The sequence below is a fragment of the Halorubrum pallidum genome (genome assembly GCF_055380345.1).
The window spans coordinates 1863777-1878716 of sequence record NZ_AP043945.1; the positions used below are offsets into that span (position 1 = coordinate 1863777).

The following is a 14940-nucleotide window of genomic DNA, read 5'->3' on the forward strand; positions in this document are numbered from 1 at the left end:
ACGTGGTTTTGATAGTTGGTTTTATCGGCCGGAACTGCCTTCTTGGGATTGCCTTTGCCGTGTCCAACCATGACATTAGATGGGAATATCATAAATGTTTCCCCTCGTTGCCGCTGTCTTACACGAGTTCGACGAGCAACGTGAACACGGCGAGCGGCTGGTCGGGGAACGCGGGCATCACGTTGTGTGGCACCGCTCGTCTGATGCGGGTGTGACGCGTAGTCAATTCATTCGCGCGCGCGAATGGACCGTCCGCGGCGGTCACGGAGGCGACTGGGTGGAATATTTTATATAACAGGATTGAATACAGGCTGTATGGTGATCGTTGCAGCCGTCGATCGGTCAGAACGGGCCCCGGCAATCGTCGAAGAGGCAGTCGAACTCGGCGAGGCGTTCGACGAGCCCGTCGAGGTAGTGCACGTCTTGACACGGCAGAAGTTCATCGACCTCGAACGGACGAGCGTGAGCGACACCGGTCACACTATTCCGACCGACGATATCCTCGAGATCGCCGAAGATATCGCACAGGAGGTGATCGACGAATCGTCCGCCGTCGACGTGTCGCCGGTCGGTCTCCTCGGCGACCCGGCAGACGAGGTCGTCAACTACGCGGAGTCCAACGACGCCCGATACCTCGTCATCGCCGGTCGCAAGCGCTCGCCCGTCGGGAAGGCGCTCTTCGGCAGCACGGTCCAGACCGTGATGCTCGATTCCGAGGTTCCCGTCGTCTCGATCCGCGCCGACTAGGCCGTCAAGCGGATCGTGAACCCGTAAGTCCGGTTGGTTCGATCGTGGATCCGATCAGAATCCGTGTCACAGCGAAACGAAAGCACCGTTGTGACAGCTAGATGGCAAAATCGCCGTCGTGACAGCTAGACGCGGTGTTCGCGGGCGTGCTACGAGGATACGGATCGCGTCACTGATCGGATCTGTGACCTCGACAGTTCGTCACAACAGACCCGTCTCCAATGTGACAACGGACGACACGCGTCCGAAACGGCAGACTGACGCGCTGCAGATTGGCGTTTAGAGCCGCTCTTCGAGCGCGTCGACGACCTCGCCGGTCGAGGCGGAGCCGCCGAGATCAGGCGTCACCGGAGCGTCGTCGTCCGAGAGCACCGCCCGGACCGCGCTCCAGAGCGCGTCACTGACGGCGTCCTCGCCGAGGTTTTCGAACATCATGGCCGCGGAGAGCACCGTCGCCATCGGGTTCGCGACGCCCTGACCGACGATGTCGGGTGCGCTCCCGTGGACCGGTTCGAACATCGAGGGGTACTCGTCGTCGACGTTGATGTTGCCGGACGGGGCAAGCCCCATGCTGCCGCTGACGATAGCACCGATGTCCGTCAGGATGTCACCGAACAGGTTTGAGGCGACGATCACGTCGAACTCCTCCGGTTGGCGAACGAGATCCATGCTCGCCGCGTCCACGAGCAGGGACTCGACCTCGACATCCGGATAGTCCGGCGCGACATCCTCGACGACGTCGTCCCAGAACGTCATACTGAACGCCTGCGCGTTGGACTTCGTGATGCTCGCCAAGCGTCCGTCGCGCTCGGTCGCCGCCTCGAAGGCCGCCCGGACGATCGTTTCCGTCCCCTCTCGGGTGTGTACCGCGCTCTGTACGGCCACCTCGTGGTCGAACCCCTCGTGGATACGTCCGCCCGCGTCGGAGTATTCACCCTCGGTGTTCTCGCGGAACACGACGAAATCGATGTCGCCGCTCTCGTACCCGCGAAGCGGACTCTCGACGCCTTCGAAGAGGATCGACGGACGCTTGCACACCTGCTGGTTGAACCCCTTCCGGATCGGCAAGAGGAGGCCGTGAAGCGTGATGTGGTCACGGACGTCCGGGTGGCCGACCGCGCCGAGCAGGATCGAATCCGCGTCGACGATCTGGTCGAGCCCGTCGTCCGGCATCATCTCGCCCGTGTCGAGGTATCGCTCCGTTCCCCAATCGTACTCGGTGAACTCGACGTCGATACCGTGTCTCGACGCGGCTTCGTGGAGCAGTGGCAGGGTTTCATCGACGACTTCCGGACCGATACCATCGCCTGGTATCGTCGCTATTTCGTACGACATGCGTTCGGAATTCGGTCACATGTAGTAAATACTTTGGTACGTGTCACGCTTTGCCCGCCTCCCGTCGCGACTCACAACCCTTTTTACGACCTTCATGGTATGGAAGTGCATGGTAAGCGAGACAGCCTACGAGAGTATCTCGCTCGACGTCACGGACGGCGTGGCGACGATCGAGTTCCACAGGCCCGAGGTGTACAACGCGCTCAACGACACCGTCATGCTGGATCTGCTCCGAGCGTTCGACGAGATTCAACTCGACCGGTCCGTCGACGTGGTCGTGATCACGGGCGAAGGCGACGACGCGTTCTCGGCGGGTGCTGACATCTCCCAATATGCGGGAACGGCAGAGGAACACGATCCGCGACAGAAGGACCGCCAGGAACTGTTCTACGAGATGTACCGCAAGCCGTTCGAGTGTCACGCGCCCGTGATAGCGAAAGTCAACGGCTACTGCGTCGGCGGCGGGCTCATCTTCGCGATGTACTGTGACATGCGGATCTCGGTCGACGACGCCAAATTCGGCGTGCCGGTGACGGATATCGGACAGATCCCGACCGGCAACTCCACGTGGCGCGCGGTCGAACTCGTCGGCGAGGCGAAAGCGAAGGAACTCGTCTTCACGGCCGGGATGATCGAGGCCGACGAGGCCGAACGGATCGGGCTCGTCAACCACGCCGTCCCGCGCGAGGAGCTCGACGAGACGGTCGACGAGATCGTCGACGCGATCCAGAACACGGGTCGGTCCGCGGTGAAGAACTCCAAGCGCGCGTTCAACTACGCGGTCGACGCCGAGAGCGCCGAGGAGAACCGTGAGTTCGAGTCCGACGTCTGGTGGGAGCAGTTCGCGACCGACGAACGGGAACAGCTCGTCGACGAGTTCAACGACGCATGACGGGGGGACCGCTCGCCGATCTCACCGTCGTGGAGATGACCGGCCACCGCGCGGGCCCCTTCTGCGGCGCGCTGCTCGCCGACATGGGAGCCGACGTCGTGAAGATCGAACGGCCGGGCACGGGCGACCCCGCCCGCAGTCAGGGGGTCGGTCCCGACGGGAAGTCCGGCTACTTCATGGCGAACAACCGGAACAAACGATCCGTCACGCTCGATCTCAAGTCCGACGCCGGCACCGAGGCCGCGCTGTCGCTTCTGGAGGAGGCCGACGTGTTCATCGAGAACTTCGGGTACGGCGTCACGGATAAACTCGGCGTCGGCTACGAGGACGTGACCGAGCGGAACCCGGAGATCGTCTACGCCAGCATCAAGGGGTACGGCGAGACCGGCCCGCGCAAGAAACAGGCCGGCCTCGACCTCATCCTACAGGCGGAAGGCGGGATCATGAGCGTCACCGGACCGGAGGGCGGCGAACCGGTCAAAGTCGGACAGGCGATCGGCGACCTCACGACCGGGATGTTCACCGCCATCGGGTTGCTCGCCCGGCTCTACGAGCGTGGACACCTCAGCGACGCGGACGCCGAGTCGTTCACCGGCAAGTTCGATGTCGGTCTGTTCGACTCTATCGTGACGCTGATGAACGAGTACCTCACCTCCTACTCGATGGACGGGTCCGTCCCCGGACCGCAGGGGACCTCCCATCAGACGCTCGTTCCCTACCAGCGGTTCGAGACCGAAGACGGCGCGCTCATCACCGGCGTTCCGAGCGACGACCGGTGGGACGACTTCGTCGAACTCGTCGGCCGCGAGGAACTGGCCGAGTATCCGACGAACGACGATCGATTCGAGCACGCCGACACCGTCGTCGGGATCATCCAAGAGGAGTTCGAGACGGAGTCCACCGAGTACTGGCTCGACAGGCTCATCGACTACGGATTCCCGTGCGGGCCGATCAACGACGTGGAAGACGTCGTCAACTACGACCAGACGCGCGCGCGCGAATTGGTCGTCGAACACGACGACCCCGACTGGGGCGAGTGTCTCCTCCCGGGCCACCCGGTCAACTTCCCCGACCACGACGACATCGTGCGCTCGCCCGCGCCGCGGCTCGGCGAGCACACGGAGTCCGTCTTCGCCGAAGTCGCCGGCGATCAGACCACGCTCGACGAGTGGCGCGCGGACGGAGCGTTCGGCGGCGAGTAGGGCTGAGACGCGGTCTGCGGCCGTTCGTTTATAAATGACATCGCGACCGCGGAACCGCGACGGCCCGCCTGTACTATTGCACCGCGCGCGACGACACTTCCGAAGTCCGGCCGCTCAGTTACAAGTCATCAGCGGCGCGGCTGCAGTTGCCAGAGTCGCGTTTATTTATACCGAGCCGTCCCGCTCACCGTTCAGTTACATACCGAACGGTGTTCTCGGATCGACGCGTTCGCCGTGACGCGCTCTACGCGAGCGCGTCGGCGAGCTTCTCGATCGGGTGCGGCGGCTTCTCGTCGTACTCGTCGCCGATCTGCGTCCGGCAGGACGCGCCCGGCGCGACGACGCTCTCGCCGTCGCTGTCGTCGATACGATCGAACAGCATCGACCCGATCGCCTGACTCATCGAGTAGTGTTCGGCCTCGTAGCCGAACGTTCCCGCCATCCCACAGCAGCTCGTGTCGAGCGGGTCCACACGGAATCCGGTCCGGCGGAGCACGCCGACCGCGTGGTGGTCCTTCTTCACGGACTTCTGGTGGCAGTGGCCGTGGTACGTGAGCCGCTCCGCGCCGCCGTCGGCGTCGAGCGCCTCGTCGAGTCGGTTGACGTCGACGTACTCCAACACGCCGTAGGTGTTGGCGGCGACCGCTGCCGCGTCGTCCGACGAGAGCAGGTCGAGGTAGTCCGACTGGAACATGACGGCGTCGGAGGGCTCGACGACGACCACGTCGCGACCGTCTTCGACGCGGGGTGTAAGCGCCGAGACGTTGGCTTCGGCGGTTTCGCGCGCCTTAGTCAACAGTCCCTTCGAGTGGGCCGGCCGACCGCTGTCGGCGATCTCCTCCGCGACCTCGACGTGGACGCCCGCAGCTTCGAGCACCCGGACCGCCGCCTTCCCCGCGTCGGGGTTGTTGTAGTTGGTGACCGTGTCGGGAACGAGGACGACGCGGCGCTCCGCGGCCCCCTCGCTCACCGCCGATCCGCCGCGGGCCGCCCACCAGTCGACGAACGTCTCGCGGTGGAACGTCGGGAGCGATCGCTCGCGGGCGATCCCGAGCGTCTTCTCCATCACCGCGCGCGCGCCCGGAATTTTGGTCCCGAGGTTCGAGAGGGGTGCGGTCGCGCTTCCCAACTTCGAGAGCGTCTCGACGTTGGCGAACAGCTTCGAGCGGAGGTCCGCGCCGTGTTTCTCGTGATGAGCGTTCTCGACCTCGACTTTCATCTTCGCCATGTCCACCTCGCTCGGGCAGTCGATCGAACAGCCCTTACAGCCGACACAGAGGTCTAACACCTCGTGCATGAACTCCGTGTCGAACTGCTCCTCGTCGTCGAGGTCGCCGCTCATCGCCTGACGGAGGAGGTTCGCCCGGCCGCGCGTGCTCGTGATCTCCTCTTGTGACGCCCGGTAGGTCGGACACATCACGCCGCCGGCCCCGTCCTGACTGGTGCGACAGCCGCCGCAGCCGTGACAGAGCTCGGCCATCCCCTGGAACCCGTTCTCGTTTTCCCACTCCAGGGCGGGCTCGAAGCCGGCGTCGAACTCGTACTCCTCGCCGAACCGGAGGTTCTCCGTCATGTCGTGGTCCCCGCAGACGCTTCCGGGATTGAGCAGCCAGTCGGGGTCGAACGCCGTCTTCAGGTCCCGAAACACGTTCCACAGCCGGTCGCCGTACAGCTTCCGGTTCCACTGGGTCCGCGCGCGGCCGTCGCCGTGCTCGCCCGACACCGACCCGCCGAGCCGCACGGCGAGGTCGGTCGCGGCGTCGGAGATGGACTCCATCGTCTCCGTCCCCTCCGCCGTCTTCGTGTTGATGAGCGGACGGACGTGCATACAGCCCGGTCCGGCGTGCGCGTAGAAGCTCCCGAACGTGTCGTGGTCCTCGAAGATCTGTTTGAACTCCTTCGTGTACTCGGGGAGGTGCTCTGGCGGGATCGCGAGGTCCTCGATGAACGCGATGTGCTTCTCGTCGCCGGTCCGCGAGAGTAATATCGGCGTCGAGGCCTTCCGCATCTTCCAGAACTTCTTTTGGGTCTCCTCGTCGTACGCCGCCATCCCGTCGAACGCCAGGTCGCCGACGCGGTCGTCGAGGAGGTCGTCGACCCGCTCTTTGGCCTCCTCCTCGGTGTCGGCGTAGAACTCGATCAACAGGAACGAATCCGTCTCGTCCGGGAGCAGCCCGATGACGTCTTTGAACTCCTCCAAGTCGCGCGCGAGGTCGACGAGGACGCCGTCGAGCACTTCGACCGCCGCCGCGTCGTGTTCGAGGATGGGTCCCACGTCCTCCATCGCGTCCATCAGGCTGTGGTACGTGAGCAGGCCGACACCTTTCGTCTCCGGGATCGGCTCCAAGCTGATCTCGGCTTCGGTGACGATCGCCAGCGTCCCCTCGCTGCCGACGAGGAGCTTGGCGAGGTTCACCGTCCCCGAGTCGGACTCCTCCACCAGCACGTCGAGGTTGTACCCCGAGACGTTCCGCTTGAGATCCGGGTACCGGTCGTCGATCTCGTCGGCCTCCTCGTCGAGGATGCGGACGATCTCGGCGTAGATCCGTTCGAGGAGCTCACCGTCGGGGTCCGCATCCTCGCGAAGCTCCGACACCGCGATCTCGCCGAACGTCTCGACGCTCCCGTCGGCCAACACCGCCTCGACTTCCTCGACGTAGGCGTCGGTCTTGCCGTACTTCAGCGAGTGCGCGCCGGTCGTGTTGTTCCCGATCGCGCCGCCGAGCGCGCTCCGGTCGGCGGTCGACGGGTCGGGGGCGAACTTCAGGTCGTGCGGTTCGAGCGTCCGGTTGAGTTCGCCGAGCGTGATCCCGGTCATCGCTCGGGCCCGCCGAGCGTCGGGATCGACGTCGAGCACGTCGCTCATGTACCGTGTGAAATCCAGGACGACCGCCTCGTTGACCGACTGACCGGCGAGGCTCGTCCCCCCGCCGCGGGGCAGTACCGGAATCTCCTCTCCGGCGCAGTGCTCCATCACGGCCGCGACGTCCGCCGTCGAGGTCGGGTACACGACCCCGATGGGCGTCACTTCGTACGCCGAGGCGTCCGTCGCGTACATCTGTTTCGAGTACTCGTCGAATCGTACGTCGCCGTCGACGAGTCCGTCGAGATCGGAAACGAGCGCCGGGTCGGTGCCGTCTTCGCTGCGGTAATCGTAGTTCGTTCGCGGATCTGTAGATGGATCGGGAGGTGTGTTTGTGGAAGCCATTTGTGTCGGTAGTATTGTCGTCCCTCGGTGTGGCGGAGGTATGAATGTTACGCGTCAACAGACCTCGCCGATCGGACGAACGCTGCATGACGGACGGCGACCGCCGCGTACGGAAACCGAATACTGCCCGTGAACGCGCGTGAGGGCGGTTCGAAAACGCGGGGTAGTGGATCAAACGCGGGATCGTGGATCAAACGCAGGGTAGTAGATCGCTGCCCGGCTACTCGCGCTCCTGGGCGTCGACGACGGCGACGGCGGCGAGGTTGACGATGTCTTTCACCTCGTCGCCGCGCTGGAGCACGTGGACCGGCTCGTCCATGCCGACGAGCATCGGACCGATCGCCTCGGCGTCGCCGAGGCGCTGGAGCAGCTTGTACCCGATGTTCCCGGATTCGAGGTTCGGGAACACGAGGACGTTCGCGGGCTCGTCGAGGTCGGAGAACTCGTAGGTGTCGGTGAGCATCTCCTCGACGAGCGCCGTGTCGGCCTGCATCTCGCCGTCGACCGGGAAGTCGACCGCGGAGTCCTCACGGAGCATGGCCGCGGCGTCCCGCGACGCCTCCGTCTCCGCCCCCTCGACGCTCCCGAAGTTGGAGTACGAGAGCAGCGCCGCCCGCGGGTCGACGTTGAACTGACGCGCCAGGTCCGCGGTGTGTCGCGTCGTCTCGGCGAGCACGTCCGCGGTCGTCTCCCGGTTCACCGTCACGTCCGCGAAGAACACGACCCGGTTTCCGATCGTCAGCATGTAGACACCGGAGACGTACTCGGCGTCGTCCGCGGTCCCGATGACCTCGAGCGGCGGGCGGAGCGCCGAGGGGTAGTGATGCGTCAGTCCGGTCAACAGCGCGTCCGCGTCGTTCTGGTCGACCATCACGCTGCCGAGGTAGTTGGTGTTGGTGCGGACCAGTTCGCCCGCCTCGCTCCGGGTGATCCCCTTGCGCTTGCGGAGTTCGTGGAGCCGGTCGGCGTAGGCGTCGTACTCGGTCGTCGTCGGGTCGTTGACCGTCGGCTCGTAGTCGAGTCCGAGATCGTCGATCGTCGTCGTGATCTCGTCTTGATCGCCCAGCAGCACGGGCTCTGCGATCCCCTGCTCGGAGAGCTGATAGGCCGCGCGGATCATCTTCTCGTCTTCGCCCTCGGCGAGCGCGATGCGTTTCGGGTCCTGTTTGGCCTTGTTGAAGACGATCCGCATCATCTCGCGGGACTTGCCCACGCGGGCCTCCAAGGCGTTGCGGTACTCGTCCAAGTCGACCTCCTCGCGCGCCGCGCCGGACTCCATCGCCGCCTCGGCGACGGCCGGTGCGATCTCGAAGAGGACGCGCGGGTCGACGGGTTTCGGCAGGATGTACTCCGGACCGAACTGGAGCGGCTCGTCGCCGTACGCCTTCAACACCGCGTCGGGGACGTCCTTTCGGGCGAGTTCCGCGAGCGCCTCGGCACAGGCGACTTTCATCTCCTCGTTGATCTCCGAGGCGCGCACGTCGAGCGCGCCGCGGAAGATGAACGGGAACCCGAGGACGTTGTTCACCTGGTTCGGGTAGTCCGAACGGCCCGTGGCCATGATCACCGTGTCGTCGCGTGCGTTCTTCCCTTCGTCGTAGCCGATCTCGGGGGTCGGATTCGCCATCGCGAAGATGATCGGGTCGTCCGCCATCGAACGGACCATGTCCTGCGAGACGATGCCACCGGCCGAGAGACCGACGAGCACGTCTGCGCCTTCCATCGCGTCGGCGAGGTCGCCGCCCTCGATGTCCCGGGCGAACACCCGCTTGTACTCGTTGACGTCGCCGGCCTCGGCTCGCTCCTCAGTGATGATACCGGTCGAGTCACAGAGCACGATGTTGTCGGGATCGACGCCCAGCGAGACGTAAAAGTGCGCGGTCGCGAGCGCCGACGCGCCGGCCCCGGAGAACACGACCTTCATGTCGCCGAGATCCTTGTCGACGATGTCGGCCGCGTTGATCAGCCCGGAACCGTTGATGATGGCGGTGCCGTGCTGGTCGTCGTGGAACACGGGGATGTCCATCTCGTCTTGGAGCCGGTCTTCGATCTCGAAGCACTCGGGCGCCTTGATGTCTTCGAGATTGATCCCGCCGAAGGTCGGCTCCATCGCGGCGACGGTCTCACAGAAGGCGTCGACGTCCGTGATGTCGAGTTCGATGTCGAACACGTCGACGTCGGCGAACCGCTTGAACAGCACGCCTTTCCCCTCCATGACGGGCTTCGACGCCGTGGCACCGATGTCACCCAGACCGAGGACGGCCGACCCGTTCGAGACGACGCCGACGAGGTTCCCCTTCGCGGTGTAGTCGTACGCCTTCTCCGGCGACTCCGCGATCTTGCGGCAGGGACCCGCTACGCCGGGCGAATACGCGAGCGAGAGGTCACGCTGCGTGTTCGTCGGTTTCGTGGTCGCGATCTCGATTTTTCCCGGCGGGTCGGCCTCGTGATACTCCAGTGAATCGTCTTCCAGAGTCATACCGACATGTTGTCAGACCTGCTTATATATTTATGGGGAACGCGCGGGTGGTAGGGTCGAAAAATTTCACAGCCGCGGCCGCCATCGACTATCCAGGCGGATCAGTCCGCCATCGACTACCCGGACGGATCAGTCGAGGTCGGGACGCGAGAGTTCGGTCTCCTTCGAGGTGATGAACTCGAGCAGTGCGGGCGTCCCCTCCTCGGTCTTCTCGATGGCGCGTTCGAGCGCCGGCGCGACCTCTTCGGGGTCCTCGACGCGCTCGCCGTAGCCGCCGAGCGCCTCGCCGACGTCGGCGAAGTCGCCGCTGAACGGGGTGTCGTACGACGCCATCTCGTAGTTGTTCAGGTGGATGGTCAATATCGGGGCGTCCTCGCGGGCGGCCGTCTCGAAGTCCAGCCCGGTCATCCCGATGGCACCGTCGCCCATGATGTTGATACAGAGCTTCTCCGGGAACCGGACCTTCGCGCCCAGCGCGAGCCCGAGCCCGTAGCCGAGCTGCGTCGTCTTCCCCCAGCCGATGTACGAGAGCGGTTCGTCCGTCTCGTAGAAGGGCGCGAGGAAGTCGCGCGGGTTGCCGGCGTCGGCCGTGATGATCGTCTCCTCGGGGTCGACCACGTTCGTGATCTCGTTGATCACGCGGTAGGGGTTGATCGGGGTCTCGTCGGACGTGAGTTTGCCCTCCCACTCGTCGAGCCAGTCGGCTTTGACCTCGGCGATCTCGTCCGCGACGTCGTCGAAGCGACCGCGGTCGTCGTCCACGCGCTCGTCGACGGCGTCGACGACCGCGTCGAGGACGATCTGCGCGTCGCCCACGAGCGCCAGCTCCGAGTCGACGTCCTTGTCGATGTCGGTGGGGTCGAGCGTCGAATGGATGACGGTCTTCCCCTCGGGGACGGTGATACCGTAGGCCGTCTCGGTGAAGCTGCAGCCGACGCCGAACAGGACGTCACACTCGTCGAGGAAGTGCGCGAGCTGTCCGGGCTCGCTCTTGCTGCCGGCACCGAGCGAGAGCGGGTGGCTCTCCGGGAAGGAACTCTTGCCGTTCAGGCTCGTCGCGACGGGGGCTTCGAGCGTCTCGGCGAGTTCTTTCAGCTCCTCGAACGCCTCTGCGTAGTGGACGCCCTGCCCGGCGAAGATGACGGGGTTCTCTGCGTCGACGAGCTCGTCGGCGACGGCCGGCACGGCGTCGGGGTCGACGCCGGCGCGGTTGGCGCTCGACGGGATGTACTCGAAGTCCTCGGGGGCGTCCTCCCAGAAGACGTCCTTCGGAACTTCGACGACCGCGGGGCGCGGGCGGCCGTTCCGCGCCGCAGTGAAGGCCCGGCGGAACGTCTCGCCGACCGCGTCGGGGTCGGTGAGCTGCTCGCAGGTCTTGCTCACGCTCTGGTAGCTCACGAGCGAGTTGAACTTCGGATCCACGTCGGTCTTGGCTCGGTCGTATCCCGCCGGGATCGCCACGAGCGGCGCGGACTCGCCGTACGCCTGCGCGACGGCACCGATGGAGTTCTCCGTCCCCGGTCCGTGCTGGCAGGCGAACGCGACGACCTCGTTGCCGGACGTGAGTCGCCCGATCGCGTCGGCCATGTGGACGGCCGTCCGCTCTTGGCGGGTAATGATCGTTCGCAGCCCGGCCTCTTCTGCGGCCCCGGTGTCGAACAGCGGGTTGCTCGGGAAACCGAATACGTACTCTACACCCTCCTCTTTCAGCGCGTGTGCAATTGCTTCAGTTACGTTCATCACTAGTCTCTCTTGCGGATATACAGAACTGGATCACGGGGGATGATAAAGGTGTCTGTCGTGGCCGTTTCGGTACCGATCGCACACCTCGTCGTGAGCCTCACGGTATGTTGCCGGCTCCCGAAGGACTGATAACCCACTGTGACGACGTTGCCTCCATGTCCGAGCGAGCACGACTCGATCACCTGTACGTCCACGAATCCGTCGAGAACGTCATTCCGCCCGAAGCGTTCGTCGAGGCGTTCGATCACCTCGACATCCCCGTCGATCTGGTCGGCGACGGCGAGTCGTACGACGAGACCGACGCGGTCGCCACGTACGTCCCGAAGCCGGAGTTCCTCGACGCGGGATGGGTCCACTGCATCCGGGCGGGGTACGACGAGTTCGACACCGAGGCGTACGAGGCCGCCGGCGTTCCCCTCACGAACAGCACCGGGATCCACGACACCACCGTCAGCGAGGTCGCGATCGGGTACATGGTGTCGCTCGCGCGGCTCCTCCACGTGTACCGCGACAACCAGAACGAGGGGAACTGGTACACGCCCGACTACGAGCGACCCTTCACCGTGGAGAACGAGCGGCTCTGCGTCGTCGGGCTCGGCACTATCGGACAGGGGATCGCGGAGCGGGCCGACGCGCTCGGCATGGACGTGGTGGGCGTTCGTCGCTCCGACGAGTCCGTCCCGGGGGTCTCGGAGATATTCGACCCCGCGGACCTCCACGACGCGATCGCGGACGCCCGGTTCGTCGCGCTCGCCCTCCCGCACACACCCGAGACGGAGGGGTTGATCGGCGACGACGAGTTCGACGTGATGCGCGACGACGCCTACCTCGTCAACGTCGCCCGAGGCCCCCTCGTCGACGAGCGCGCCCTCGTCGACGCCCTCGAACGAGACGCCATCGCCGGTGCCGGCCTCGACGTGTTCGAGACTGAACCCCTCCCCGACGACTCGCCGCTCTGGGACTTCGAGGAGGTGATCATCTCGCCGCACAAGGGCTCCGCCACCAACCGCTATCACCTCGACATCGCCGACCTCGTCAGCGAGAACGTCGAGCGATACCAGATAGGAGAGACCCTGCGGAACCGCGTCGCCTGACCACGTACCGACTGGTTTCGTCATTACGAACTGAACTGCCAACTCGCGCTGCCGTCGGATCGCCGTCGCCGCACTCTCTTCGTCCCCCACATCCCGTCACTGACGACTGCGATGAGAGTGTCCCGTCGCCCCAACCCACACGCTTCCAGCGGTCGTGCGCGAGTGTCATCGATCGTGTGTCCCGCGTCGCCGCGGACCGATGTGTGTCTAGATCGATGTGTGTCTACACTGGTTCCGACGCCTGCGAGGCCGTCCGTGCCCACCCGGACACGACACGACGACGACCGCTCCCAGAGTAGATCATCGATGAGTTTCGTATGATCGAACTATATGCTCGCTGACCGGGTGCGTCTCTTACATTACTACTTTTGTAATTGTAATCTGGACGGCGGTCACTGCCCGTGCGCGAGGGTGACTTCGATGACGTTCGCCGTCTGGTTGAGGATCTCGGTGTATTCGCGGCGCGCCGATTCGGGTCGCAGACGGCTGATCGGCGTCATGATGCTGATCGCGGCGTTGCGGCGATCGCCCGTGTCGAGCGGTGTTCCGACGCAGCCGACGCCGCCGAGTCGCTCCTCCTCGTTGTACGCGAACTCCTCCGTGCGGATCTGCGTGAGTTCCTCGAACAGGTCTGAGCGCGTGGTGATCGTCTCGTCGGTGCGAGCGGGGAGCCCGTGTCGGTCGACGATCTCGTCGACGTGGTCGTCGGAGAGGCTGGCCAGGAGCGCCTTCCCGAGCGCCGTCGTGTGGAGGTACGCGCGTCGACCGAGCCGGCTGTCGAAGTTGATCGCTTGGTCGCCGCGAGCGGTGTAGACGTAGACGCCCATTCCCTGCTCTTCGAACATCAGATTCGCCAGCTCGCCGGTTTCCTCGGCCAGCTTGTCGAGTTCCGGTTTCGCCACGTCGAACACGCCGTCGTACTGACGAGCGCCACCGCCGAGTTCCAGGCAGCGGAGACCGAGCCGGTAGCCGGTGTCGTGGTTGACCACGAGACCGTGCTCTTCGAGCGTGATCAGGTGCTTGTACACCGTGCTCTTGGCCAGGTCCAGCCGGTCGACCAGCTCCGCCATCGGGACGCCCCCGTCGGCCTCGGCGATCTCGGTCAGTATCCGCATCGAGGTCCCCGTCGCCCCGACCGACTTCGTTTTTGCCGCCTTCATGCGCGTACTTCGCGTAAGACGGGTATAAGGGTTGTGAGGCCGGTACCGCTACAGTGTGGGCTCAGACGTGTCCGGAACTAGCCCACGCCGATTCGACGTCGCCTCACGCCGATTCGACGTCGACCCATGCCGATTCGACGGTATCAGGGTTTCCTATATCCGAACGAGTTGCCGGACATGCGTCGTCGTGTCGATCGACGGCCACGGGCGTTCGTCGACACGTATTATGCCCGTGGGCGCGTACCGTCGCACATGCGAGAACTCGTCTTTGCGCTGGAATACCGCCCCGGGTGTAATCGGGTGGCCGACGCGCTCGCCGGACACCCCGACGCGCGGGTTCGGTCGCTGTCCCTCCACGCCACCGCAGACCGGCTCTGGCGGGTGGACCATGCGACCGGCACGCCGGCCGCGCTCGACGATCTGGAGACGGCCTTCCGCGACGCCGACTACTACGCGGACTGCCTCGCGACCGACGACTGCGGCGCGACCCAGACCACGCGCGTGCTCGACCGCGACGGCGACACGCTCGTGTTGTACTCCGACTGGGAGCGCACGCCGCGGTGTGCGTCGGTCCCGCACATCGCTCGCGAGCACCTCGGCGAAGGCGTCCTCTTCGAGACGCGACACGAGAGTCGCCACTACACGTGGCGCCTCATCCACTCCGGAACGGGCGACGTGGGCGCGTTCTTCGACGCGCTCCGCGCCGCCGTCGGCGACTGCGCCACCACGGAACTGCTCAAGACCGGGAGCACCTCCGCGACCGACGCCGGCGGCTCCGACGGTACCGGTAGCGCCGGCACCGGTCTCTCGCCAGAGCAGGAGGCAGCCCTCCGCGCCGCCGTCGAACACGGCTACTACGAGACGCCCCGCGAGACCGACGTCGGTGAACTCGCCGATCACCTCGGCGTCCCGCGCTCGACGCTCACCTACCGGCTCCGCCGCGCCGAAGAGGAACTGGCGAAGCGGTACGTCGCCGAGGAGCGACTGACGGACGCGGCGGCCGGCGTGTGACGATCGACGAGAGAGACGGAGTTGGAATATTCCAATAAAGACTTACCGTGGTGTCGCTCGTACCGTCGG

11 protein-coding genes are annotated in these 14940 nt (G+C 65.2%); 5 read left to right on the plus strand and 6 right to left on the minus strand.

Features of this window, described 5'->3' with window-relative positions; genetic code table 11:
- Nucleotides 1–118: 118 nt before the first annotated feature.
- The gene (locus tag ACZ45C_RS11190; RefSeq protein WP_460562620.1) at nt 119–265 is read right to left on the minus strand and encodes a hypothetical protein; all 147 of its coding nucleotides are present in this window, start codon (nt 263–265) and stop codon (nt 119–121) included.
- Between the two features lie 50 nt (nt 266–315).
- On the opposite strand from ACZ45C_RS11190, the gene ACZ45C_RS11195 reads away from it, so the two are divergent.
- Complete coding sequence (locus ACZ45C_RS11195) at nt 316–747, plus strand: universal stress protein (RefSeq protein ID WP_460562618.1); 432 nt, start codon at nt 316–318, stop codon at nt 745–747.
- A 279-nt stretch (nt 748–1026) separates the two neighbouring features.
- Here the strand turns inward: ACZ45C_RS11195 and ACZ45C_RS11200 are convergent, their stop codons facing one another.
- Nucleotides 1027–2082, minus strand: a complete 1056-nt coding sequence (locus ACZ45C_RS11200; protein WP_460562616.1) for an isocitrate/isopropylmalate dehydrogenase family protein — start codon at nt 2080–2082, stop codon at nt 1027–1029.
- A gap of 109 nt (nt 2083–2191) precedes the next feature.
- On the opposite strand from ACZ45C_RS11200, the gene ACZ45C_RS11205 reads away from it, so the two are divergent.
- On the plus strand, nt 2192–2974 hold the full coding sequence (locus ACZ45C_RS11205) for an enoyl-CoA hydratase/isomerase family protein (RefSeq protein WP_460562614.1): 783 nt from the start codon (nt 2192–2194) through the stop codon (nt 2972–2974).
- Nucleotides 2971–4176 (plus strand): CaiB/BaiF CoA transferase family protein, encoded by a 1206-nt coding sequence (locus ACZ45C_RS11210; protein ID WP_460562612.1) that lies wholly within the window; start codon nt 2971–2973, stop codon nt 4174–4176. Before ACZ45C_RS11205 ends, ACZ45C_RS11210 begins: the two co-directional genes overlap by 4 nt.
- A 244-nt stretch (nt 4177–4420) precedes the next feature.
- Here the strand turns inward: ACZ45C_RS11210 and ACZ45C_RS11215 are convergent, their stop codons facing one another.
- From ACZ45C_RS11215 to ACZ45C_RS11225, 3 genes are all read right to left on the minus strand, one after another.
- Complete coding sequence (locus tag ACZ45C_RS11215) at nt 4421–7384, minus strand: FAD-binding and (Fe-S)-binding domain-containing protein (protein ID WP_460562610.1); 2964 nt, start codon at nt 7382–7384, stop codon at nt 4421–4423.
- Between the two features lie 220 nt (nt 7385–7604).
- Nucleotides 7605–9863, minus strand: coding sequence for an NADP-dependent malic enzyme (locus tag ACZ45C_RS11220; RefSeq protein WP_460562608.1), 2259 nt, complete (start codon nt 9861–9863; stop codon nt 7605–7607).
- A gap of 129 nt (nt 9864–9992) precedes the next feature.
- On the minus strand, nt 9993–11603 hold the full coding sequence (locus ACZ45C_RS11225) for a thiamine pyrophosphate-requiring protein (protein WP_460562606.1): 1611 nt from the start codon (nt 11601–11603) through the stop codon (nt 9993–9995).
- 158 nt (nt 11604–11761) lie between these two features.
- Here ACZ45C_RS11225 and ddh point away from each other — a divergent pair, with 158 nt between their 5' ends.
- Nucleotides 11762–12700 carry a D-2-hydroxyacid dehydrogenase gene (gene ddh / locus ACZ45C_RS11230; protein ID WP_460562604.1) on the plus strand — a complete coding sequence of 313 codons (939 nt, stop codon included), beginning with the start codon at nt 11762–11764 and terminating at the stop codon, nt 12698–12700.
- A 392-nt stretch (nt 12701–13092) separates the two neighbouring features.
- On the opposite strand, the gene ACZ45C_RS11235 is transcribed toward ddh, so the two are convergent.
- A complete protein-coding gene (locus ACZ45C_RS11235; protein WP_460562602.1) occupies nt 13093–13860 on the minus strand; it encodes an IclR family transcriptional regulator in 768 nt (255 codons plus the stop codon).
- Nucleotides 13861–14112: 252 nt separating this feature from the next.
- Between ACZ45C_RS11235 and ACZ45C_RS11240 the strand changes: the two genes are divergently transcribed.
- Nucleotides 14113–14871 carry a helix-turn-helix domain-containing protein gene (locus ACZ45C_RS11240; protein ID WP_460562600.1) on the plus strand — a complete coding sequence of 253 codons (759 nt, stop codon included), beginning with the start codon at nt 14113–14115 and terminating at the stop codon, nt 14869–14871.
- Nucleotides 14872–14940: the final 69 nt, after the last annotated feature.